21 protein-coding genes, 1 tRNA gene and 1 pseudogene are annotated in these 21,497 nt (G+C 65.3%); 11 read left to right on the forward strand and 12 right to left on the reverse strand.

Features of this window, described 5'->3' with window-relative positions:
* Positions 1 to 64 precede the first annotated feature (64 nt).
* The gene (locus CV770_RS02215) at positions 65 to 1,111 is read left to right on the forward strand and encodes an SPFH domain-containing protein (RefSeq protein WP_104461161.1); all 1,047 of its coding nucleotides are present in this window, start codon (positions 65 to 67) and stop codon (positions 1,109 to 1,111) included.
* Positions 1,095 to 2,030, forward strand: a complete 936-nt coding sequence (locus tag CV770_RS02220; protein ID WP_104461162.1) for a diacylglycerol kinase catalytic domain-containing protein — start codon at positions 1,095 to 1,097, stop codon at positions 2,028 to 2,030. Before CV770_RS02215 ends, CV770_RS02220 begins: the two co-directional genes overlap by 17 nt.
* A gap of 23 nt (positions 2,031 to 2,053) precedes the next feature.
* On the opposite strand, the gene CV770_RS42375 is transcribed toward CV770_RS02220, so the two are convergent.
* The 4 genes from CV770_RS42375 to CV770_RS02235 all read right to left on the reverse strand — a co-directional run bounded on the left by CV770_RS42375 (position 2,054) and on the right by CV770_RS02235 (position 4,319).
* The gene (locus CV770_RS42375; protein WP_162832278.1) at positions 2,054 to 2,224 is read right to left on the reverse strand and encodes a hypothetical protein; all 171 of its coding nucleotides are present in this window, start codon (positions 2,222 to 2,224) and stop codon (positions 2,054 to 2,056) included.
* A gap of 38 nt (positions 2,225 to 2,262) precedes the next feature.
* Entirely contained in the window at positions 2,263 to 2,466 is a 204-nt protein-coding gene (locus CV770_RS02225; RefSeq protein ID WP_104461163.1) for a hypothetical protein, read from the reverse strand.
* Positions 2,467 to 2,532: 66 nt separating this feature from the next.
* Entirely contained in the window at positions 2,533 to 3,870 is a 1,338-nt protein-coding gene (locus CV770_RS02230) for a PQQ-dependent sugar dehydrogenase (protein WP_104461164.1), read from the reverse strand.
* The gene (locus tag CV770_RS02235; protein ID WP_104461165.1) at positions 3,867 to 4,319 is read right to left on the reverse strand and encodes a DUF2231 domain-containing protein; all 453 of its coding nucleotides are present in this window, start codon (positions 4,317 to 4,319) and stop codon (positions 3,867 to 3,869) included. Before CV770_RS02235 ends, CV770_RS02230 begins: the two co-directional genes overlap by 4 nt.
* A gap of 473 nt (positions 4,320 to 4,792) precedes the next feature.
* On the opposite strand from CV770_RS02235, the gene CV770_RS02240 reads away from it, so the two are divergent.
* Positions 4,793 to 5,134, forward strand: a complete 342-nt coding sequence (locus tag CV770_RS02240) for a hypothetical protein (protein WP_104461166.1) — start codon at positions 4,793 to 4,795, stop codon at positions 5,132 to 5,134.
* A gap of 82 nt (positions 5,135 to 5,216) precedes the next feature.
* On the opposite strand, the gene CV770_RS02245 is transcribed toward CV770_RS02240, so the two are convergent.
* Together CV770_RS02245 and CV770_RS02250 are read right to left on the reverse strand one after the other, a co-directional pair.
* A tRNA-Gly gene (locus CV770_RS02245) sits at positions 5,217 to 5,290 on the reverse strand.
* Positions 5,291 to 5,608: 318 nt separating this feature from the next.
* Entirely contained in the window at positions 5,609 to 8,014 is a 2,406-nt protein-coding gene (locus tag CV770_RS02250) for an ATP-binding protein (RefSeq protein WP_104461167.1), read from the reverse strand.
* Between the two features lie 346 nt (positions 8,015 to 8,360).
* Here CV770_RS02250 and CV770_RS02255 point away from each other — a divergent pair, with 346 nt between their 5' ends.
* Complete coding sequence (locus tag CV770_RS02255; RefSeq protein WP_104461168.1) at positions 8,361 to 9,074, forward strand: substrate-binding periplasmic protein; 714 nt, start codon at positions 8,361 to 8,363, stop codon at positions 9,072 to 9,074.
* A 12-nt stretch (positions 9,075 to 9,086) separates the two neighbouring features.
* Here CV770_RS02255 and CV770_RS02260 read toward each other — a convergent pair whose 3' ends face one another.
* Positions 9,087 to 9,290, reverse strand: a complete 204-nt coding sequence (locus CV770_RS02260) for a hypothetical protein (protein ID WP_018322198.1) — start codon at positions 9,288 to 9,290, stop codon at positions 9,087 to 9,089.
* Between the two features lie 21 nt (positions 9,291 to 9,311).
* On the reverse strand, positions 9,312 to 9,494 hold the full coding sequence (locus CV770_RS02265) for a hypothetical protein (protein WP_201759657.1): 183 nt from the start codon (positions 9,492 to 9,494) through the stop codon (positions 9,312 to 9,314).
* Between the two features lie 213 nt (positions 9,495 to 9,707).
* Here CV770_RS02265 and CV770_RS02270 point away from each other — a divergent pair, with 213 nt between their 5' ends.
* The gene (locus CV770_RS02270) at positions 9,708 to 10,088 is read left to right on the forward strand and encodes a YciI family protein (RefSeq protein WP_201759666.1); all 381 of its coding nucleotides are present in this window, start codon (positions 9,708 to 9,710) and stop codon (positions 10,086 to 10,088) included.
* 9 nt (positions 10,089 to 10,097) lie between these two features.
* Here the strand turns inward: CV770_RS02270 and CV770_RS02275 are convergent, their stop codons facing one another.
* On the reverse strand, positions 10,098 to 10,688 hold the full coding sequence (locus tag CV770_RS02275; RefSeq protein ID WP_091957595.1) for a TMEM175 family protein: 591 nt from the start codon (positions 10,686 to 10,688) through the stop codon (positions 10,098 to 10,100).
* 127 nt (positions 10,689 to 10,815) lie between these two features.
* Between CV770_RS02275 and CV770_RS02280 the strand changes: the two genes are divergently transcribed.
* Positions 10,816 to 12,873: an ATP-dependent helicase gene (locus tag CV770_RS02280; protein ID WP_104461170.1), complete on the forward strand. Its 2,058-nt coding sequence runs from the start codon at positions 10,816 to 10,818 to the stop codon at positions 12,871 to 12,873.
* Positions 12,874 to 12,929: 56 nt separating this feature from the next.
* A pseudogene (locus tag CV770_RS02285) lies at positions 12,930 to 13,909 on the forward strand (NADPH:quinone oxidoreductase family protein).
* A gap of 41 nt (positions 13,910 to 13,950) precedes the next feature.
* Here CV770_RS02285 and CV770_RS02290 read toward each other — a convergent pair.
* From CV770_RS02290 to CV770_RS02300, 3 genes are read right to left on the reverse strand one after another with little or no spacing between them, the layout of a single operon-like run.
* Positions 13,951 to 15,198, reverse strand: a complete 1,248-nt coding sequence (locus tag CV770_RS02290) for a metal-dependent hydrolase family protein (RefSeq protein ID WP_104461171.1) — start codon at positions 15,196 to 15,198, stop codon at positions 13,951 to 13,953.
* Between the two features lie 17 nt (positions 15,199 to 15,215).
* Positions 15,216 to 15,713 carry a GAF domain-containing protein gene (locus CV770_RS02295; RefSeq protein ID WP_091957612.1) on the reverse strand — a complete coding sequence of 166 codons (498 nt, stop codon included), beginning with the start codon at positions 15,711 to 15,713 and terminating at the stop codon, positions 15,216 to 15,218.
* Positions 15,710 to 17,068 (reverse strand): MFS transporter, encoded by a 1,359-nt coding sequence (locus CV770_RS02300; RefSeq protein WP_091957617.1) that lies wholly within the window; start codon positions 17,066 to 17,068, stop codon positions 15,710 to 15,712. Before CV770_RS02300 ends, CV770_RS02295 begins: the two co-directional genes overlap by 4 nt.
* Before the next feature lie 87 nt (positions 17,069 to 17,155).
* Between CV770_RS02300 and CV770_RS02305 the strand changes: the two genes are divergently transcribed.
* The 4 genes from CV770_RS02305 to CV770_RS02320 all read left to right on the forward strand — a co-directional run bounded on the left by CV770_RS02305 (position 17,156) and on the right by CV770_RS02320 (position 21,479).
* The gene (locus CV770_RS02305) at positions 17,156 to 18,103 is read left to right on the forward strand and encodes a LysR family transcriptional regulator (RefSeq protein ID WP_283811257.1); all 948 of its coding nucleotides are present in this window, start codon (positions 17,156 to 17,158) and stop codon (positions 18,101 to 18,103) included.
* Positions 18,104 to 18,249: 146 nt separating this feature from the next.
* Positions 18,250 to 19,281, forward strand: coding sequence for an LLM class flavin-dependent oxidoreductase (locus CV770_RS02310; RefSeq protein ID WP_104461172.1), 1,032 nt, complete (start codon positions 18,250 to 18,252; stop codon positions 19,279 to 19,281).
* A gap of 464 nt (positions 19,282 to 19,745) precedes the next feature.
* Positions 19,746 to 21,020 carry a tyrosine-type recombinase/integrase gene (locus CV770_RS02315; protein WP_146101228.1) on the forward strand — a complete coding sequence of 425 codons (1,275 nt, stop codon included), beginning with the start codon at positions 19,746 to 19,748 and terminating at the stop codon, positions 21,018 to 21,020.
* A 3-nt stretch (positions 21,021 to 21,023) separates the two neighbouring features.
* Positions 21,024 to 21,479 carry a hypothetical protein gene (locus tag CV770_RS02320; RefSeq protein ID WP_104461174.1) on the forward strand — a complete coding sequence of 152 codons (456 nt, stop codon included), beginning with the start codon at positions 21,024 to 21,026 and terminating at the stop codon, positions 21,477 to 21,479.
* The last annotated feature ends 18 nt before the right edge of the window (positions 21,480 to 21,497 follow it).

Genomic DNA, 21,497 nt, shown 5'->3' on the forward strand with positions numbered 1-21,497 from the left:
TAGTTGTACAGTCCAACTTACTTAGTTGTTCAGACCAACTTACAGTCAATCATTGGAGACAATTATGTTCGGCGTCAGGTTCATCAAGGCCCAGCCCACCACCTATCTGATGAAGTACCGCGCCGGCGCGGTCGTCGCCGAGGGCGCCGGTCTCTCCGCGCTCTATTACGCGCCGGTGACCACGCTGGTTGCCGTGCCCATCGGCAGCCGCGACGCCTCCTTCATCTTCGAGCAGATCGCACGCGACTTTCAGACGCTGACCGTGCAGGGTCACGTCACCTATCGCGTCAGCGAGCCGAAGAAGGCGGCATCGATGCTCGACTTCACGCTGAAGGCTGACGGGAAGTCCTATGGGAGCGATGATCCGGAGAAGCTGCCGGAGCGCATTCTCGGCACGGTCGAGGTCCTCGCCCAGCAAGCGGTCAAGGAGCTGTCGCTGAGGGACGCATTGCAGGCTTCCGACCGCATCGCCGACATCATCGCGGGCGGATTGAGGGCGCGCGCCGACATCGCCGCTCTCGGTCTCGAAATCCTCGGCGTGTCGATCCGCGGCATCAAGCCGACGCCGGACACCGCAAAGGCGCTGGAGGCACAAGCGCGCGAGGCGATCCTGAAGAACGCGGACGAAGCCATCTTCGCCCGGCGCAACTTCGCCGTCGAGCAGGAACGCGCCATTCGCGAGAGCGAGCTCGACACCGAGATCGCGGTCGAGCAGAAGAAGCGGTCGATCCGCGAGACCCAGATGGACGCCGAAGCGAGCGTGGCGGCAAAGCGCAATGAGCTGCGCGAGGCCGGCATGGCCGCGGACATCGTGCTGGAAGGCAAGCGCAAGGATTTCGTCGGCCTCAACGCCGAGAACACCAGGACGCTGGCCGACGCCGAGGCCTACCGCGTCGGTGCGCTGATGAAGATCTTCGAGGGCGTCGACACCCGCGTGATCCAGGCGCTTGCCGCCGCCGGCATGCAGCCGGGTCAGCTGATCGCACAAGCCTTCTCCGGCATTGCCGAGAAGGCCGAGAAGATCGGCCAGCTCAACGTCTCTCCGGACCTGCTCAGCCAGTTGATGGAGAAGCCGAAGCCGACGGAGGCCGCCAATGCCCGCCGCCAATGACCGCAAGGTGGTGCTGGTGACGCGCAAGACCAGGCTGGAGGACCTGATCGCGCGCCACCTGACGGCGGCGCAGGCGCGCTTCTATGTCGAACATCTCGGCGCCGACTTCTCCGACTATGAGCGCGAGCACGAGGTCTATCGGGCGCAGCGTCACACGACGCTGCAAGTGCTGGAGCAATGGGGGCGCTATCAGGTCATCGACCGTGGCTTCCTGCCGAACTTCCTCTTCGGGCCAGACGACATCGTGGCCGCGCTCGGCCAGGATGGCGTCGTCGCCAACACGATGAAATATCTCGACGACCATCCGCTGATCGGGCTCAATCCGGATCCCGCGCGCCACGACGGCATCCTCCTGCCCTTTGCGCCGCGCGAGTTCGCAAAACTCCTGCCCGAGGTCGCTGCCGACAAGCGCGACAGCCAGGCCGTGACGATGGCCGAAGCGCGGCTCAACGACGGCCAGGTGCTCTACGCCGTCAACGATTTGTTCATCGGCGCCCGCACGCATGTCTCCGCGATCTACGAGCTTGCGGCCGGCGGGGCGACGGAACGCCAATCTTCGAGTGGACTGATCGTCTCGACCGGCCTCGGATCGACCGCCTGGTTCAAAAGCATCGTCACCGGCTCGTTGGCCATTGCCGGCAGTTTTGGCCAGCCTCCCCTGCTGACCGGTTACGAGGCCCTGCCCTGGGACGCGCCGGAGCTGCGCTTCGCGGTGCGAGAACCCTTCCCCAGCCGCCATTCGCAGACCAATCTCGTCTGCGGCCGGCTCGCCTCTGTAGACCACTTGCGCATCCGCTCCTTGATGGCGGAGAACGGCGTCATCTTCAGCGACGGCATCGAAGCCGACCGTCTCGACTTCAACGCCGGTGCGGAGGTGACGATCGGGGTTGCCGCACGGCGCGGGCGGCTGGTCGTGTGATCATGTTAGGCCGCCAAGCCGCGTCAGGCGGTGTGGCCGGGGTCGATATGCTTCGGCGTCTTCTTCTCGCGCTGCGGCGTCATCTTGGCCGGATCAGGCGCACCGGGCACGCCGCGGGGACCAAGCTGTTCGCGCTGGATGTCGTCCTCGGAACGGGATGGCTCGACGCCGTTCGGCTCACGCGGCTTGGTCATCGCGGCCTCCTTCTCGAATGCTGCTTCGTGGTTCGGCTCTAGACGCCGAGCGCGTTGTCTCCGGCTTCGCGGCCGGGCACGCTGACTTGGACTTCATGTCCCTCACGAAGCGCGAGGGATGCGGCGGCAACCGCCGATTCGAACGCAGCTTCCTTGGTGGCGTATGTGTTCTTGACGTCGCCGTCGTGCAGCACGCCCCATTCGTCCTGCACCGGCACGATGGCATATTGAGCAAGGCCCATTGTCCAACTCCTGGCTTGAGTTTCAGAATTTGGCTTTCACCTCTGTCCGATAACGCGCCGGCGGGCCTATCGTTGCGTCAGCTGCGGGTGCGCAGCGGTGACGCGCCACACCGTGTTGCCGCTGTCGTCTGCGACCAGCAACGCGTCTGATTTGTCGATGGCGACGCCGACGGGCCGGCCGCGCGCCTTGTCGTCGCTGTTGAGGAAGCCGGTCACGACGTCCTGCGCCGGTCCGCTCGGCTTGCCGTCCTTGAACGGCACGAACACGACCTTGTAGCCGTTGAGCACCTGCCTGTTCCAACTGCCATGCTCGCCGACGAAGGCGCCGCCGTGATAGGCGGCCGGCAGGCTGGAGCCGGTGTTGAAGACCATCCCGAGCGGAGCGACATGCGAGCTCAAGGCATAATCCGGCACGATCGCCTTGGCGACGAGATCCGGCCGCTGCGGCTTGACGCGGGGATCGACATGCTGGCCGTAATAGCTGTAGGGCCAGCCGTAAAAGCCGCCGTCCTTCACCGAGGTCATGTAGTCAGGAACGAGATCGGGACCGAGTTCGTCGCGCTCGTTCACCACCGTCCACAACGCGCCGGTCTGCGGCTCGAAGCTGAGCCCGTTCGGATTGCGCAGGCCGCTTGCGAACACGCGCCACCGGCCGCTGCCACGATCCACCTCGAGGATCGCGGCGCGATTGTGCTCGGCCTCCATGCCGTTCTCGGTGATGTTGCTGTTGGAGCCGACACCGGCATAGAGTTTCGAACCGTCGGGGCTCGCGACCAGGCTCTTGGTCCAGTGATGATTGATCGGCCCGCCCGGCAGCGGCGTCAGCACCGTGCCCGGCGCGGTGATCTTCGTGTCGCCTTCCGTGTAGGGATATCTGACGATGGCATCGGCATTGGCGACATAGAGCTCGTTGCCGACCAAAGCGATGCCGAACGGCGAATTGAGGTGGTCGAGGAAGACGCTTTGGGTATCCGGCACGCCGTCGCCATTGCTGTCGCGCAGCAGCGTGATGCGGTTACCCGGCCCGGTGTCGTTGCCGCCCGAGGTCGCCCAGGACTCGATATAGCCCATGACGATCTCCTTGGGCCGCTTGATCCCGGCCCCCTTCGGCGCCTTGGATTCCGCCACCAGCACGTCACCATTGGGCAGCACGTAGAGGAAACGCGGATGCTGCAGGCCGGTCGCGAAAGCCTTGACCTGCAGACCTTGCGCCACGGTCGGCGTTTCGTCCTTCTTCCAGCCGACGATGCGCGCGATGTGGACCGGCGGCAGCAGATATTGCTGGATGTCGGGAAGCTTAGGATTGGCCCCGATTTGCGCCTTGGGATCGCCGCTGCCGTCGTTGCAGCCGGCCAAGAGCAGCAGTGAGGCGCACAGCAGCGCGCGGCCAATCGAGAACGTCATCGCGCAACTCCCACGCCGTGGCGGTAGACCATGGCCCAGCCGAGCCAGCCGGTGACGGGCAGGATCAGCACGGTGATCACCGAAAGTACGAGCCCGGTCGGCCACACCGAGGTCCAGGCATCGCGGGTGTGGATCAGCGCGTTGACGATGGCCAGGATCAGCGCCACGGCATTGCCGATCAGATGCGGCCAGGCCGGCGTCTGCGCCCGCACCAGGCGGTTGCCGAGGAAATCAATCAGGCCCGCGATCGCCGCCATCACGCCGAAGACGACGCCGACGAGCAGAAGCCAGGCGGAAAAATCCGCCCACATGATCTCGGCGCTGGCGACATAGGCGATGTCGGTCAAGAGCGCTCCGACGAAGCACGCGATCGGGATCGGCACCAGCATCGGATGAATGGGATGACCCGCGATCTGCGCGGTGGTGCGCACGCGCACGTCTTGCTGCACGGTTTGGCCTCGTGTGACTTTCGGTCCTGCCCGACCGGCCAACTCATGCGCGGTGTGATGGTTCCTGGAGGACCCGCGCCGCTCCGTCCTGCCGCCGCGCGCGACATTGACCTGGATCAGGCCGGCGCGGCTGGGCCATCCTTGTTCTTGCGGGCAGAGGTCAATATGCTCGATGCTTTCTTTTGGGGGATAGAATGAAATCGATATTATCGGTGGCGGTTTCCTTGACGCTAGCGCTTTGCGCAACTGCTCACGGGCAGCCTGCGGCGAGTTGCGTCAACAAGTTCGTCGGCACCTGGATTCACCATGGCATTGCCGGCTAGACCAACACCGCGAACCTGCAACCGGATGGGCGGGCTCTCTGCAGCGACAACAAAAACTGCGTTGAGGGCACGTGGACCTGTAGTGGCAACGTGCTGAACTACGACAACGGGATGTACAAGACCGACTAGACTCTTCAGGCCGACGGCACCATGACTGCGCGCGGCGGCATCGTGGTCACCCGCGTCGGACCCGCCCCAAAACTATCGGCGCCGCGCGAACCTGCAGGATCGAACACGACAGCCGCCTTCGGCGGTCTTCTCGCACAGGAAAAGCAGGATAACGGCATCAAGGGCGGCAACGTTCACGAGCGATCGTACGTCGTCCGTCAGAAATTCGAGAACAAGTGCGGCTACCCGGTGTCCTTTGCCGTGAAGAGCAACAAGGTCAAAATCAAGCTGTCCGCCACCGTTCAGCCGGGCAAGATGGAGAAGATTTGCGCCACGTCCGAGACCGAGACGCTGCAATATCTCGGCTGGAAGCAAACCCTCTGAGGAAGGGTGAGCTGCAGGAGACGCAGGGGGGGCCCGAGGCGCGCGGGGGCACCGTTGCCTAGACGCGGCGGGCGCTGAGGATTGGAGCGGGTGAAGGGAATCGAACCCTCGTATTCAGCTTGGAAGGCTGCTGCTCTACCATTGAGCTACACCCGCGTTACGGGCTCCCTAACACGGCCGGGCGGCGGTCTCAACTGCCCAGGCGGTCGCTTTCCGGCCTTGCGAGCCGCCCCGGTTCCTCCGGAGCCGCCGCCTCTTAACAGCGGCGGCAATGCCCCCTATATTGAAATCTTCCGAAACCAACGAAAGGAGGTGATCCAGTGTCTTTTACCAAGCGCTGTCACCTCGCTGGGATCGCCCGCTAAGCTCTAGATAAGGGCTTGGCATCGGGGCGCTCTCAGCCCTGGACCAGCGAGCAAGAAATCGGGCGCGACGGGGCTTCCCCGCCGCGCCTTTTTCGTCCGGGAGCGCCGCTCAGGCCGGCGGCTCGCCCGCAAGCACCTCGCGAATCTTCTGCGACAGCTCCGACTTCCGGTAGGGTTTCCTGAGCAGCGCCACGCCGGGATCGAGATGTCCTTCGTGGACGATGGCGTCGTCGGTGTAGCCGGAGGTATAGAGCACCCTTGCTCCCGGCCGGCGGAGCCGGACCGCGTCGGCCAATTCCCGCCCGTTCATGCCGCCGGGCATGATGATGTCCGTGAACAGCAGATCGAATTTGGCGCCCTGGTCGACCAGCACCAGTGCGGACGCGCCGTCGCCGGCCACCAGCGTGCGATAGCCGAGGCTGCCGAGCCGGGCGATGACATAGCCCTGCACCAGCGGATCGTCCTCGACCACGAGGATCGTTTCGTGCCCGCGTGCCGTGTCGAGCGCCTGGACCGGCGCGGTCCTCGCCGGCGCCTCGCCCTTCGACCGCGGCAGGAACAGCCGCATCTCCGTGCCGCGCCCCTCCTCGCTCTCGACCGCGACGGTGCCGCCGGTCTGCTTGGCAAAGCCGTAGACCATGCTGAGCCCGAGGCCGGTGCCGCGACCGACGCCCTTGGTGGTGAAGAACGGCTCGAACACGTGCTCGCGGATGTCGGCGGGGATGCCGTGGCCGGTATCGGCAACCGCGACCATCACGAAGGCGCCGCGCATGGCATCGCCGTCGCCGGCAGCGTCGGTGTCGTCGAGCTCGCGGTTCGCGGTCTCGATCGTGAGCTTGCCGCCGCCCGGCATCGCGTCGCGCGCGTTGACGGCGAGGTTGACGATCGCGGAGGAGAGCTGCGATGGATCGGCCATCGCGGACCAGGCGTCATCGGCGAGCCGGGTCACGATCTCGATATGGGCGCCGAGGATCGGCCTCAGCAGCTTCGCGGTCTCGATCACGAGGGCATTGACGTCGATCTCGCGTGGCTCCAGCGGCTGGCGGCGCGCGAAGGTCAGGAGCTGGGAGGTGATCTCCGCGCCGCGCGCGGCCGCATCGTCGATCAGCTGCGCGATCGCGGCGAATTCTGGCTTGTCCGCAAGCCCCTCCTGGATGATCTCGATGGTGCCGGTGATGACCGTGAGCACGTTGTTGAAGTCGTGCGCGACGCCGCCGGTAAGCTGGCCGATCGCATCCATCTTCTGCGATTGGCGCAACCGCTCCTCGGTCTCGTGCTGCTCGGTGAGGTCGGTCGCGGAGCCGCGATAACCCATGAAGCTTCCGTCGGCGGCGAAGATCGGCTGGCCGTTGACGCTGAAATGATGCATCCGCCCGGTGGTGTCGCGGCCGCGATATTCGAACTTCCGGAACGGCTCGTGGCGATCCAGCATCGCCATGTGCGCGTGCCATTTCTCGGGCTCGGCGTCGCTACCGGACGCGGCATCGGTGCGGCGCTTGCCGATCAGCGCCTTGTTGTCCATGCCGAAGACGCCGGCCCGGTCGGATATGTAGGTGAACCGATGGTCCGGTCCGGTCTCCCAGAACCAGTCGGACGCGGTCTCGGCATAGTCGCGGAAACGCTCTTCACTCGCACGCGCGTCCTCTTCGGCGCGCTGGCGGACCTTGAGGTCGCGCTCGAGGTTTGCATTGGCCTCACGCAGCTCGCCATAGGCCCGCTGGAGGTTCGCGCACATGGCGTTGAAGGCGTCGATGACCTTATCCAGCTCGTCGGCATCGTAGGGCGGCCGGCGCTCCAGGCGCAAAGGCGGCGGCGGCCGCGCCAGATTGTATTTGCTGACGAAGTCTGCGATGGCGACCAGATGCCGCGTCACCAGCAGATGGAACATGTAGATGATGAACAGCGAGACGAGGAACGTCTTGGCCGCCTGGCTTGCCAGGATGACCAGCGCGCGGTTCAGCAAATGCTGGTAGACGTCGGTCAGCGTCGCCTCGACGTGGAGCACGCCGATCTCGCGTGCAGTCCCCTGCACATTGGTCTTCAGCGGATAGTCGCGCGTCACGACCGAGCGGGTGCTCGGCTCGCCGATGGCGAGACGGATCGGATTGGGACGATCGGCAATCTCGCGCACCTCGGCGGCGCGGATGTCGGGCAGCCGCAGGATACCGTCGAGCTGGAGCTTGAGCAGGTTCTGGTCGAGATTCCACAGGCTCTCGCCGAGACTGCCGGTGGTGCTGCGGCCGATCTCGTCGAGCCTGGTCTCGATGAGGCCGACCTCGCGATCGTAATCGAGATAGAGCTGGAGCGCGGTCAGCGTCAGCGTCACGACCGAAGAGAACAGCAGCACGGCGGCGAGCAGGCGCGGCCCGACGCCGCTGCGCGACCAGTTGAAGAGCCGGGACAGCAGCGCGGCGAACATCGAAGGCGCGAGCGCGGTGCCGATCAAATCCTGCTTCGCAGCCGCCGGTGCAACTGCGCGGCCGCGATTGGAGTCCTCGTCACCAGCCTTGGCCATGCACCACATCCCCGGAAATGGCGGCACGCTGCGGCCGAGCGGTCGCAGCCTCGAGCATCTCGATCGTCGAGACTTCCCCTTCCCGCGATGTGCGCGGCGATCCCGTCGGCCGATTTCCTGTCAACCCCTGGGCGGCTTGAGGTCGGCGGGGTCATATCTTGCGTCCGGCAGCAGGATTGTCGCGCAAACTATCACTTCGCGTGGTAGAATGACATCGGTGAAAGTCCGGAAGTCGCCTGCACCTCGGGCGGGCAGTGACCGCTATGGCCACGCGCAGGCGCCATCTCCGGTAGATCGGGCGGACATCGGAATCCAGCGATAGCATCGGGCAACGAGGAGGCGCGTCATGTGGCGGATTATCGTCGCCTGCCTGTCACTGCTTGCAAGCGGCCCATCGCAGGCGCAGGAAGTCATCCGGCTGGCGCGCATCGCCGACATCCCCGATCAATATGTCGGCGGCGAGATGCTGCGGGCCGTCTACGCCAGGCTGAATATCAAGCTGGAGTTCGAGGACGTCCCCGGCAAGCGCGCGCTCGCGCTGTCGAGCGCCGGCGCGATCGACGGCGAGATCCAGCGCATCGGAACGCTCTCGCGCGATTACCCGACGCTGGTCCAGGTCACGCCGGCGATCAACTATATCGAGCCTGCGGTGTTTGCGACCAAACTCCGGTTCGACGTCGCCGGCTGGGATTCGATCAGGGACTACAGCATCGGCATCGTCCGCGGCGTCGGCTCCTCGGAGGCCGGCACGCGCGGCATGGCCCGCGTCACAGCGACCACTGGCCTCGACAACATGGTCAGGATGCTCGATGCCGACCGTTTCGACGTGATGGTCACCGATCTCTTCAGCGGGCTCGCGGCGGTGCGGAAACTCAATCTGCAGGCCAGGATCTACCCGCTCTCGCCGCCGCTCCAGCGCATCCACATCTACCATTACCTGCATGAACGCCATCGCGACCTGGTGCCTGAGGTCGGCAAGGTGATCGCCCAGATGGAGGCAAGCGGCGAATTGGCGGCGCTGCGCGAGGCCCTGGTCAAGCAGGTCTTGAACGCCCCGTAACGGGGCGCCGGCTCAGCCCGCGCGAAGCCGCTCGCGCAAGGCGACGGCGGCGATCAGCATGCCGACGCACCAGGCCACGACGGCGCGGTGAGGCTCCCCGCCGAGCAGCACCGTGAAGATGCTCGTCAGCAGGCACGGCACGATGACCTTGCCCGTCCGGCTCGTCAGTGCGAGCAGGAACGGCATCGCCGCGATCGATATTTGCAGGACGTCCATTTGCAGAACGGGCGCGAGGCTTCAGAAGCCGCAAACACCGAGCGCGCGCGGCCGCTTGCCGCGCCGGCTTTCGACGATGCGCTCGCCGCCATTCTCGGCCGAGCTGCCGTAATAGCGGTGATGGCCGCTTTGGTCGTGCAGATCGACCGTCTGAGATTGTCCGGCCCGACGTGCGTCGCAGATGATCTTGATGTGACCCGACATTGCCGCCTCCAGCAGAAATCTTGTTGTTGTGGTCATCAGTCGCGACCACTTCCGGCGGCGTTCACACGGCAACGCCGCAATCGGGTTTCGGGACGGTTTCGTCGCGGCATGGCCACGCAATATTTTGTGCTTGAATTTCTTGTTTGGGGATTGTCGGCATCGCCTGCGGTGCTACGTCCTTTGGGATCGGTGCAGAAAAACAATGAGGTGACGATGCTGTACGCCATCCTGGCCTACCACGTGGAAGACGAGATCCTGTCCTGGACGCCTGAGCAGGACGCCGCGGTCGTGGCCAAGGTCATCGAGGTCCAGGCGCCCTTGCGGGCCAGCGGACAGTTCGGGCCGGCCGCCCGTCTGGATGAGACCCGAAAGGCGCGCACCTTGCGTGGCCCCGGCGCGGGCATGGTGCTGGACGGCCCGTTTGCGGAGACCAAGGAGCAGCTTCTGGGCTTCCACCTCATGGAATGCTCCACCGAGGAGGAGGCGATCGCGGCGGCGCGCAAGCTGCGTGCGGTCAATCCGACTGCGGTCTACGAAATCCGCCCGGTCAAGCTTTACGTGCCGGCCGATGGGTTCGGCGCGACGTCCGGGTGAGGCACGGCCTCACGCGCCCGGCTCGGTCCGCGCACCGTAGAAGCGCTGGATCGCGAGCCCGCCGAAGGCGATGAACCAGACAAAGGGCGCGACGTGCGGGGCGAATGCCGCCACGATCGTGCCCGGAATGAACACCAGAAGCGGAAACAGCGAGGCCATGATCTCGTTGCGCCAGCTGCCAAGGATGGTCCACCACAGCCAGGCATTGAGGCCGGCGATCGCGGTCAGGTGCAGCCCGTAGAGCACCGCAACCGCGCTGCTCATGCCGTAATTGGTGTAGAGGCCGTTGGTGACGGGCAGCAGCACGATCGAGAGCAGGAAGAACAGGTTGAGGATCACCGCGCCGCGGCTGCCGACCGGCTGGCGCGCCAGCCGCCGGTGATGGCTGATCCAGAACACCCCGGCGATGATGAAGCTGAGTGCGAAGCCGGCGAGCTTGCCGGAATAGACATGGGCAAGATCGCTCCAGTCGGGCGCGCTGGTGAACACCGCGGCCTTGGGCAGGTCGTAGGCCAAAAGCGTCATGGCGACACCAAAAATGGTGTTGCTGAGCGATTCCAGCCGCCGCATCTCGAACTGGTCGGATTTGAGCTCGGTCATGCCGGGTGCGCTTTTCGGACTGGAACCTGGGGGCGTCTTTCCCCCTAAATCCTAAACCCGGTCCCGTCCAGCCGCATTGCGATTCGCGCCGGGATCGCCGACTCTCGCCCTTTCACCGGGGCGATTCGTGGCGACATATCTGGACACGCTCAATGCGGAGCAGCGCCGCGCCGTCGAGCATGGCGTGGCCGGGGGCGCGACCGTGGGCGCCCCCCTGCTCGTCATTGCCGGCGCCGGCTCCGGCAAGACAAACACGCTCGCCCACCGGGTCGCGCATCTGATCGTCGCAGGCGCCGATCCGCGCCGCATCCTGTTGATGACGTTCTCCCGCCGCGCGGCGGCCGAGATGGCCGGCCGGGTCGAGCGCATCGCCCGCAAAGTGCTGGGCGAGAACAACGCCGCGATCATGCGCGATGCGCTCACCTGGGCAGGCACCTTCCACGGCATCGGCGCGCGGCTGCTCCGCGAATATGCCGAACGGATCGGCGTCGATCCCGCCTTCACCATTCACGACCGCGAGGATTCCGCCGACCTGATGAACCTGGTCCGGCACGAGCGCGGCCTATCGAAGACCGAGAGCCGCTTCCCCGCCAAGAGCACGTGCCTGTCGATCTACTCGCGCTGCGTCAACGCCGAGATGGAGATCGAGAAGGTGCTGGGGGTGCACTATCCCTGGTGCGCGGGCTGGGCCGCCGAGCTGAAGGGCCTGTTCGCGGCCTATGTCGAGGCCAAGCAGGCCCAGCACGTACTCGATTACGACGATTTGTTGCTGTACTGGTCGCAGATGATGAGCGATGCGCTGATCGCGGACGAAATCGGCGGGCGCTTCGATCACGTATTGGTCGACGAATACCAGGACACCAACCGCCTGCAATCCTCGATCCTCCTGGCGCTCAAGCCCGACGGACGCGGGCTCACCGTGGTCGGCGACGACGCGCAGTCGATCTATTCGTTCCGCGCCGCCACCGTGCGCAACATCCTGGATTTTCCGCAGAGCTTCTCGCCCCGCGCCGAGATGATCACGCTCGACCGCAACTACCGCTCGACACAGACCGTGCTGGCGGCGGCCAACGGCGTCATCGGGCTCGCGCGCGAACGCTTCACCAAGAATCTCTGGACCGACCGCACCGCCTCGCATAAGCCGCAGCTGGTCACCGTGCACGACGAAGCCGACCAGGCGCGCTACATCGTCGAAGAGGTGCTGGCGAACCGCGAGCAAGGCGCGCTGCTCAAGCACCAGGCGGTGCTGTTCCGGACCTCTTCGCATTCCGGCCCGCTCGAGATCGAGCTGACCCGCCGCAACATTCCCTTCGTCAAGTTCGGCGGGCTGAAATTCCTCGACGCCGCGCACGTCAAGGACGTGCTTGCGCTGCTGCGCTTTGCCGAGAACCCGCGCGACCGCGTCGCCGGTTTCCGCATTTTGCATCTGTTGCCGGGCGTCGGCCCCGCGACCGCGCAGCGCGTGCTCGACCAGATGGCGGAGAGCACCGATCCGCTCGCCGCGCTCGGCCAGCTCCCGGTGCCCGCGCGCACCGGCGCCGACTGGACCGACTTCGTCCGCACCGTCGAGAATTTGCGCTATTCGGAATGGCCGGTCGATCTCGAACGCGTGCGACTCTGGTACGAGCCGCATCTCGATCGCCTTCACGAGGATTCCGAGACGCGCCGCGCCGATCTGATGCAGCTCGAGCAGATCGCAAGCGGCTATGCCTCGCGCGAGAAATTTTTGACCGAGCTCACGCTCGATCCGCCCGATGCGACCAGCGACAAATCCGGGCCGCCGCTGCGCGACGAGGACTATCTGATCCTCTCGACCATCCACTCGGCCAAGGGCCAGGAGTGGAAGTCGGTGTTCGTGCTCAACGTCGTCGACGGCTGCATGCCCTCCGATCTCGGCGCCGGCACCAGCGCCGAGCTCGAAGAGGAGCGCCGCCTGCTCTATGTCGCGATGACCCGCGCCAAGGACGATCTGCACCTCGTGGTGCCCCAGCGCTTCTTCACCCACGGCCAGGTCGCCAAGGGCGACCGCCACGTCTACGCCTCGCGCACCCGCTTCATCCCGGAGCAGCTGGTCTACCTGTTCGAGCGTACCGCCTGGCCGAAGGCAGCAAGCGGCGCTGCCCGCACTGCGGCACAGGGCCCGAAGATCGACATCGGGGCGCGGATGCGCGGGATGTGGCGGTAGACGCAAGAGGCTCGTCTCGGGACCTGTCAGGGTAACTGGAACAACAGAGGTCCGACATGAAAGCCGTCGTCGTCGAGCAATACGCACCGATCGATCAGATCGAACTGAAGGACGTCCCGCCCCCGTCCATGGAACCGGGACAGCTGCGCATCCGCGTGGAAGCTGCCGGGATCGGCTTCGTCGACGGCTTGAAGATCGAGGGACGCTATCAGACAAAAGATCCCCTGCCCTTCATTCCCGGTACGGAGTTTGCCGGGTGGTGACGGACGCGCCCGGCGCACCCGGCGGCTATCAACCCGGCATGCGCGTGATGGGGATGACGCGGTCGGGCGCGCTTGCCGAGGAGATCGTCGTCAGACCCGAAGTGCTCCATCCCCTGCCGGACGGCGTCGCGGCCGAAGTCGCCGCCTCGTTTCGCGCCAATTATCTGACCGCGCTCTATGCGCTCAGTGCGCGCGCCTCGCTCTGCGCAGGCGAACAGCTTCTGGTGCTGGGCGCAGCTGGCGGCACGGGAATTGCGGCAGTCCAGATCGGCAAGCTGCTTGGCGCCCGCGTCATCGCAGCAGCATCGACACCGGACAAGCGCGCCTTCGCCCAACAACACGGCGCCAACGTTGTGATCGACTACACGCAGACCGGCTGGCGCGACACGCTGAAGGAATTGACGGGAGGACACGGCGCCGACGTGATCTTCGATCCTGTCGGCGGCGAGATTTCAGTTCAGGCCTTTCGCTCCATCGCCTGGCGCGGCCGTCATCTCGTGGTCGGCTTTGCCGCCGGCGCGATCCCGGCATTGCCGTTCAACCTGCCACTGCTGAAAGGTGGCGCCCTGCTCGGTGTCGACCTCGCGCAGATTCCCGTGCGCGAGCCCGAGGTGCAGAAGCGCCTGATGTCGCAGTTGACGGGCTGGCTCGCCGACGGCCAATTGAAACCGGTGGTCGGTCGCATCTTCGCGCTGGACGATTTCCGGGAGGCGTTCAGGACCATGCAGACGCGCGGGGCGCTCGGCAAGATGGTGGTGCGCATCTCGACATAGGACGCACAAACGGGGCGAAGATGCCCGTGACGTGGCGGTAACTACGCGTTCAGCCGGTCGAACTGAACCTTGCCTGATTTCATCACCAGCGGAATGTGCTCGCCCTGGCCGAGCAGGCAAGCGACGTTGCGGAGCGGATTGCCATCGACCACCAGCAGGTCCGCGATCGACTCGGGCACGATACGGCCGAGCTTGCCCTCCATGCCGAGCACCTCGGCGCCGATCACCGTGGCGCTGGCGATTACGGCGCGCGGGCCGAGAATCTCGGCGCGGATGCGGAATTCGTCGCTCTGGAGGCGCTGCGACGGCCCGAGCAGGTCGCTGCCAAAACCCATCTTCACGCCGGCGTCGCGATAGATCGCGAGCGAACGCAGGCCGGCGTCGCGGACATCGGCGATCTTGGCCACGCTCTCGGGCGGCAGGCCATATTGGGCGCCCTCGTTGGCCAGCGCCTCGTAGGTGACGAGCGTCGGCACCACATAGGCGCCCTTCTCGGCCATCAGGCGCGCGGTCGGGGCATCGACCAGATTGCCGTGCTCGATGGTGCGCACGCCGCAGCGAACGGCGCGCTCGATCGCGGCAGCGGTGTAGGCGTGGGCGAGCACATAGGTCTGGCGCCCGCGCGCCTCCTCGACGATGGCGCGGATCTCGTCCTCGGAGTAGCCGAAGGCGCCGACCGGATCGGTGGGTGACGCGACGCCGCCGGATGCCATGATCTTGATCTGGTCGGCGCCCATCTGCAGCTCCTCGCGCGCCGCCTTGCGCACGCCGTCAACGCCGTCGGCAACGCGCGCCAGCGCGCCGACACGCACGCAGCACGGACATGGTGCGTCGCTGGCGAGATAATCCGAGCGCGCCCGCATGTCGCCATGCCCGCCGGTCTGGCTCAGCGCACGACCGGAGACGAACAGCCGCGGGCCGTCGGTGAGGCCGGTGTCGATCGCCTGCTTCAGCGCATGGCCGGCGCCGCCGGCGTCGCGAACCGTCGTGAAGCCACGGCGCAGCATGCCGCGCAGCAGCAGCGTCGAGCGCAGCGTCACCAGCACGTTCGGCATGTGCACCTGCTGCGCCAGGTTGAGCTCGACGGCGATCGCATGGACATGCAGGTCGATCAGGCCGGGCATCAGCGTCTTGCCGTTGAGATCGATGGTGCGGTCGACCGAAGCCTGGAGCGGCCGGTCCGAGACCTCCTTGACCACATTGTCCTCGACCAGCACGTGATGGCCCTCCAGCAAATCCGGCTGAAGCGGATCGAGCAGAGCGGCGTTTTTGAAGAGGGTGCTGGGCATGGTCGTTTCCTGTCTGGTCAGGACTGTGTGAGCAGCGCGGGCAATGCGAGCTGGGCAAATGGAAGACACGCGGCGGCATCGTCCGCGCCGTACCAGCCCGCCTCGTGCAGCAGGTTGAGCGAGCCGAGCGTGCGGCCGCGCCAGCGCACGGGCATGTTGAGCACGCTCTCGCAGCCGAGTGAAGCGATCAGCTCGTGATCGGCGAACACATTGCGCAGATCGTCGAGGCTGCGGCCGATATAGGCCTCGCCGCGGTCGAGCACGGCCTCGGTCCATGGTCCCGGCGCGAGGCGCTTGCGTCCGCCCGTCGGGTAAGGCCCGGGAAGATTGGAATAGATCCGCGCCGCTTCGCCGGTGTCGTCGTCATAGGTCAGGATCGTAAACAGCTTGTGCCCGATCGCCGATTTCAAGGCGTCGTCCAGTGCCGAGAACAGCGCCTCCGGCTGATCCGCCCTGCCCTGCGCCGCCGCCACGGCGTTGAGCAGCGGATCGGCCCGGCGTGTCGTCTCCCTCATGCGACTTCGCCCGCGGCAATGTCTTCCAGCGAACGGCCGCGCGTCGGCACGCCCATCACCACGACGGTGAGCGCTCCGAGCAGCAGCACGCTGGTAGTAAGGCCGAACACACCTGCGAAGCCGAAATTGGGATAGAGGTAGCCGACCAGGATCGGCGAGACGATCGCGCCGATGCGGCCGATCGCCGAGGCAAGGCCGGCGCCGGTGGTTCGCACCGGCGTCGGGAATACCTCCGCCGTATAGGCATAGACGCCGGCATAGGTGCCGTTCATGAAGAACGACAGCAGGATCCCCGCGACCATGATGTGCTGGTCGCTCTGCGCGAAGGCGAGTCCGAGCGCGCTGATACCGCCGAGCACCATGTAGGACGCAATGGTCGCCTGCCGGCCGATGCGCTCGTTGAACCAGGCGGCGCTGAAATAGCCGGGGATCTGCGCGCAATAGATCGCGATCGAATAGGCGAAGCTCTTGGTGATGCTCATGCCGTTCTGGACCAGCAGGCCGGGGATCCAGACGAAGAAGGAATAATAGCTGAAGGTGATCGCAAGCCACATGATCCAGGTCATGACGGTGATGCGCGCCTGCCGGCCCTCGAGCAGCGCCGCGAAATTGGCGAGCAGCGTTCCTCCGGCGACGGGCGGGCTGACTGCATCGACGACCGGCTGCGGCAGCACATGCCCCTGGCGTGCGAAGCCGGCTTCGATCTTGTCCAGCACCGCTTCGGCTTCCTTCGCCCTGCCCCGGCTTTCCAGCCAGCGCGGCGATTCCGGCAGCGCCCTGCGCCACCACAACAGCATGACGACCGGCACGGCGGTGATCACCAGCACGATGCGCCAGCCGTTCTCATAAGCGGGAACGATGAAGTAGCCGAGCAAGGCGGCCGCGACGAAGCCGAAGGAGAAGAACCCGGCCAGCGCGCCGGTGAAGCTGCCGCGGAAGCGCCGCGCCACGAACTCGGCGAGATAAGGCGCGATGATCGCGCTCTCGGCGCCGGTGCCCATGCCCGCGACGACGCGGGCGGCGAAGAAGGACGGCCAGCTGTCCACGGCGGCGCTGACGATCGATGCGGCACAATAGAGCGCCAGCGCCGACATCATCACCGCCCGGCGGCCGATCAGGTCGCCGAGCGTGCCCGCCAGCAACGCGCCGAACAGGAAGCCGATATAGGTGCTGCTACCGAGCACGCCGATCTGCACGCTCGTCAGATTCCAGGCGGTGCGCAGCACCGGCAGGATGAACGCCAGCACGGCCGCGTCCATCGCGTCGAACATGTAGCCGAGCCCGCCCATCAACAACAGATGCGTGTGGAAGCGTGCGAATGGCAGGCGCTCGATGCGCGCCGAGATCATCGACATGTAAGTCCCCTCTGTCCGGCGGCCCGGCATCCGCAAGTCCCTGGGGGAACCATAGACAAAGAGATATTATCGTCATAATTTATAATCGTGATCCCATACATCACCACGGTGAATGTTCTGTCGTTTCGATCGCTCGACCTCAACCTGCTGAAAGTCTTCGAAGCCCTGATGACCGAGGGCAGCGTCACGCGCGCCGCCAACGCGCTGCTGATGACGCAGCCCGCGGTCAGCAACGCGCTCGCGCGGCTGCGCGATGCGCTCGGTGATCCCCTGTTCGTCAGGTCCGGCACCGGCATCCGTCCGACCCAGCGCGCGGTGGTGTTGTGGGAGCCGATCGGCGAGGCCCTCGAAACCGTCCGCGGCGCGCTCGACGAGCAGGTGTTCGATCCGCGCCGCGCGCAGACCGAGTTCAGCCTGTCGATGTCGGACTACGTCGCCTCGCTGGTGATGCCGAATCTCCTCGGTCATTTCGGCAACGTCGCGCCCAAGGCGCGCGTGCACACCGTCCCCAACACCATTCTGGAGATCGCCGATCAGCTCGAAGACAATCGCGTCGATTGCGTGCTGAGCGTCTATGTCAACGAGGCGCAGCAGCCGGCCGCCATCCGCTCGCGCTCGCTGTGGACGGTCGACTATGCCTGCTTCATGCGGCGCGGCCATCCGCTTGCGGCCCAGAAGCGGCTCAGCACGCGCAGCTTCCTCGGCGCAGGCCATGTCGATGTGAGCCTCGCCGGCAAGACCCTGCCGTCCTACGATCTCTTCCTCGCCTCGCGCGGGCTGTCGCGCAATCTGGTCGCGACCGTCAATCACTACAGCGCCGCTTACGAGGTGGTGCGCCAGTCCGACCTGATCGCGGTTCTGCCGAGCGATCTGCGCTCGCAATCCCGGCACGCGCCGTTCCTGCGCGCCATGCCGCTGCCGCTGAAGGCGCCGCCGCGCATCGTCAGCCTGTTCTGGCACCAGCGCAACGACACCGTGCCGGCGCAGCGCTGGCTGCGCGAGACCCTGGTCGAGATGTTCACCCGATCCGACTGAGCGGGCGCTGGCCTGGCACGATCCAAAAAGGAAACGGTGGGTTTCTCAAAGCAGCATTGTTGCACCGGCCGCCGCGGCCTAGCTCCACCGCAAACGATCCCCTCCCACAGCGACAAGCGCAAGCTGCGTCCGCAGAGACCTCACCGATGACTGCATCGCTTCAATTCGGACTGGATACTTTTGGCGACGTCACCAGGGACGCCGCCGGCGCGATGCTTCCGCACGCGCAGGTGATCCGCAATGTCGTCGACGAAGCGGTGCTGGCCGACGAGCTCGGCCTCGACTTCATCGGCCTCGGCGAGCACCACCGCGCCGATTTCGCGATCTCCTCGCCGGAGACCGTGCTGGCCGCGATCGCATCGCGCACCAAGCGCATCCATCTCGGCTCGGCCGTAACGGTGCTGTCTTCGGACGATCCGATCCGCGTGTTCCAGCGCTTCGCGACGCTGGATGCGCTCTCGAACGGGCGCGCCGAGGTGATCCTCGGCCGCGGCTCGTTCACCGAATCCTTTCCGCTGTTCGGCTTCGACCTGCGCAAGTACGAAGAGCTGTTCGAGGAGAAGCTGGACCTGTTCGCCGCATTGCTGTCGCAGAAGCCGGTCACTTGGGAAGGCAAGCTGCGTCCACCGCTGCGGGATCAGCTGGTCTATCCCCCGGTCGAGAACGGCCGGCTTAAGACCTGGATCGGCGTCGGCGGCAGCCCGCAATCGGTGGTGCGCGCTGCGCATTACAACCTGCCTTTGATGCTCGCGATCATCGGTGGCGATCCCGCGCGCTTTGCGCCCTTCGTCGATCTCCATCACCGCGCCGCCAAGGAATTCGGCCGCCCCGCGCAGCCGATCGGCGTGCACTCGCCCGGCTATGTCGCCGAGACGGATGAAGAGGCGCGCGAGGAGCTATGGCCCGACTACAAGGCCATGCGTGACCGCATCGGCAAGGAGCGCGGCTGGCCCCCGATGGGCCGCGACGAGTTCGTCAACGAGGTCGAGAACGGCTCGCTCTATGCCGGCTCGCCGGAGACGGTGGCGCGCAAGATCGCCAGGACGGCAAAGACGCTTGGCGTTGAGCGGTTTCAGCTGAAGTATTCGGCGGGGCCCTTGCCGCATGAGAAGCTGATGAAGAGCATCGAGCTTTATGGGCGGAAGGTGGTGCCGATGGTGCGGGAGATGATGGGGTGAGTTACGTTCACGACCAGTCCGCCTACGCCCTGCGGACTACGGCGCGACAGCCTTCGCTCACTTCGCGCCACGAGCACTTATGCTGGCTTGCCGAGCCGTAGCTCGCGAAGCGATGGAGTGATCATGGTTTAGAGACAGTCCGCCTACGCCCTGCGGGCTACGGCGCGACAGCCTTCGCTCACTTCGCGCCACGAGCACTTATGCTGGCTTGCCGAGCCGTAGCTCGCGAAGCGAGCGAAGGCTGGTGGGGGAGGCAGGACTCGAACCTGCGAAGCCATGAGGCGGCTGATTTACAGTCAGGCATCTTGTGGTTTCGGCAACTACCGCCAAGCCCCACATGCGTCAAAAAATCTCATTCTAATCAATAGTATCGCCCTCTACTGGTAGCTGACGACACCCCGAGAAATACCACTACAGCTAGGTATTTGTTGGGGCTTGGAGTGGGGCTCAGAAAGGGGGCGCTGATGAAAAAACCGCTGACTGCGTTAGCGATCGAACACGCGAAGCCGCGAGCGAAGCGCTACGCCCTGCCCGACGTGGGGCATCCCGGCCTGCGCGTGTTGGTGTATCCGTCCGGGGTGCGGACGTTCGTCTACAGGTTCCGACGGACTGACAAGCAAGACGTGACTGTCGTGCTTGGCCCTGCCAGCGGCCCTGGCGCGCTTACGCTGGCGCAGGCCCGAGATGCAGCCGGCGATGCACGAAGGCAACGCGCGATGGGTGCGGACCCCGCTGACCAGAAGCGCGCCACTCGCCGGGCAGAAGCTGCACGGATCGCGGCCGAGGAGCAGGAAGCCCGACGCCGCGAGGATACGGTCGCAAACGTGCTGGCTCGCTACTATGCCGACCACGCCGATGGATTGAAGTCCGGCCGGGAGGTTCGGCGAGTTCTCGACAAGGAATTGAAAGGCTGGGCCAAGAGGTGCGTGGATGACATCCGGCGCAGCGACGCAATCCGGGTGCTCGACATGGTCAAGGTGCGCGCGCCGATCCAGTCGAAGCGGTTGCGAGCATATGGGCGACATTTCTTCCAGTGGTGTATTTCCAAGGAACTAGTCGATAAGAACCCTTTCGACGGAACTGCTGTCGTCAAGGAGGTCGCACGGGATCGGGTTCTGACCGATGATGAGTTGCGCCTCTTGCTGCGGGCAATCGACCGCCTCGAATGGCCTCGGCGTCAATTTGTCCATCTGCTCTTATTGTCCGCGCAGCGGTTGAACGAAGTCGGTGACATGGAGTGGTCAGAACTCGACCTGACCAGCGACACACCGATATGGACCCTCCCCGGTGCGCGCGCGAAGAACGGCCGCGCCCATGCCGTTCCGCTCGCCCCGATCTCCGTTGAGATTCTGACGAGCATGGACCGGGTCAAGGACACGCCCCGTGTGTTCGCCTCGTTCTCTGCGGCCCACGCGAAAACGCGCATTGATGAAGTGATGCTGGAGATCGCGCGGGAAGACGCGGCGGCGGGCGGCGACGATCCTGAGGAGGCTAAAATCGAGCCCTGGCGACTTCACGATTTGCGGCGCACGGCCGCCACCACCATGCCGAGGCTGGGCGTAGACGTTGTGACTATTGAACGGGTATTGAACCATCAAATGCGCGGCGTGATGGCTGTTTATCAGCGACACTCGTTCGCTCAGGAGAAGCGCCACGCGCTGAATGTATGGGCAGATTTCCTCGCCAATCTCTCGGCGGCACGCGAATCCAATATCGTGAAGTTCAGGGCGGGCGCGTGATCAATGGCGAAGCTGCCCACGAAGGCCGAACTTGACCTAACCACACTGACAGGAGTGTTCACCGCCAACAAGAATCCTGCGGCGGCTTGGGCCGCATATAGTTTGGCGCGACGGCACGGACTACCCGTGCCGGGTGTGATCCAAGCCGAGGTTGATAGGTTTGCTAGCTGCATCGGAAAGGTTGCCGAACAAGCTATGCAGACCGAGTTGGGCGCACCGCCAATCCGTTTTCGGGCGGAAGAGTTGAGCCAAGCGTGGCGCAGCTCCGGCGGAGACAATCCCGTCGGATCGCTGCAAGGCGAATGGCGAGACTATAAGATTTTCCTTGCCGTCTACGAGCGTGTGGAGGGCGGTATGAAGGTTGGGGCCGCTCAAGCCGCCGTCGCGGCCGACAAGGGTGTTGGGGTGGGGATTGAGTCCATCAAGAAGATCTGGAAACGCTTGAAGCGTGACGTGTAGCCACACACCATCCTTTGG

Origin of the sequence: Bradyrhizobium sp. AC87j1, from assembly GCF_002936975.1 — a bacterium.
In the GTDB taxonomy this organism is placed as follows: Bacteria; Pseudomonadota; Alphaproteobacteria; order Rhizobiales; family Xanthobacteraceae; genus Bradyrhizobium; species Bradyrhizobium shewense.

Coding starts and splice junctions, on each gene's coding strand:
- CV770_RS02320 (WP_104461174.1), top strand. CDS start 21,024: ATGGCGAAGCTGCCCACGAAGGCCGAACTTGACCTAACCACACTGACA.
- CV770_RS02295 (WP_091957612.1), bottom strand. CDS start 15,713: ATGAGGGAGACGACACGCCGGGCCGATCCGCTGCTCAACGCCGTGGCG.
- CV770_RS02260 (WP_018322198.1), bottom strand. CDS start 9,290: ATGGACGTCCTGCAAATATCGATCGCGGCGATGCCGTTCCTGCTCGCA.
- CV770_RS02310 (WP_104461172.1), top strand. CDS start 18,250: ATGACTGCATCGCTTCAATTCGGACTGGATACTTTTGGCGACGTCACC.
- CV770_RS02220 (WP_104461162.1), top strand. CDS start 1,095: ATGCCCGCCGCCAATGACCGCAAGGTGGTGCTGGTGACGCGCAAGACC.
- CV770_RS02275 (WP_091957595.1), bottom strand. CDS start 10,688: ATGACCGAGCTCAAATCCGACCAGTTCGAGATGCGGCGGCTGGAATCG.
- CV770_RS02265 (WP_201759657.1), bottom strand. CDS start 9,494: ATGTCGGGTCACATCAAGATCATCTGCGACGCACGTCGGGCCGGACAA.
- CV770_RS02290 (WP_104461171.1), bottom strand. CDS start 15,198: ATGCCCAGCACCCTCTTCAAAAACGCCGCTCTGCTCGATCCGCTTCAG.
- CV770_RS02240 (WP_104461166.1), top strand. CDS start 4,793: ATGACTGCGCGCGGCGGCATCGTGGTCACCCGCGTCGGACCCGCCCCA.
- CV770_RS02230 (WP_104461164.1), bottom strand. CDS start 3,870: ATGACGTTCTCGATTGGCCGCGCGCTGCTGTGCGCCTCACTGCTGCTC.
- CV770_RS02215 (WP_104461161.1), top strand. CDS start 65: ATGTTCGGCGTCAGGTTCATCAAGGCCCAGCCCACCACCTATCTGATG.
- CV770_RS02300 (WP_091957617.1), bottom strand. CDS start 17,068: ATGTCGATGATCTCGGCGCGCATCGAGCGCCTGCCATTCGCACGCTTC.
- CV770_RS42375 (WP_162832278.1), bottom strand. CDS start 2,224: ATGACCAAGCCGCGTGAGCCGAACGGCGTCGAGCCATCCCGTTCCGAG.
- CV770_RS02315 (WP_146101228.1), top strand. CDS start 19,746: ATGAAAAAACCGCTGACTGCGTTAGCGATCGAACACGCGAAGCCGCGA.
- CV770_RS02250 (WP_104461167.1), bottom strand. CDS start 8,014: ATGGCCAAGGCTGGTGACGAGGACTCCAATCGCGGCCGCGCAGTTGCA.
- CV770_RS02225 (WP_104461163.1), bottom strand. CDS start 2,466: ATGGGCCTTGCTCAATATGCCATCGTGCCGGTGCAGGACGAATGGGGC.
- CV770_RS02255 (WP_104461168.1), top strand. CDS start 8,361: ATGTGGCGGATTATCGTCGCCTGCCTGTCACTGCTTGCAAGCGGCCCA.
- CV770_RS02270 (WP_201759666.1), top strand. CDS start 9,708: ATGCTGTACGCCATCCTGGCCTACCACGTGGAAGACGAGATCCTGTCC.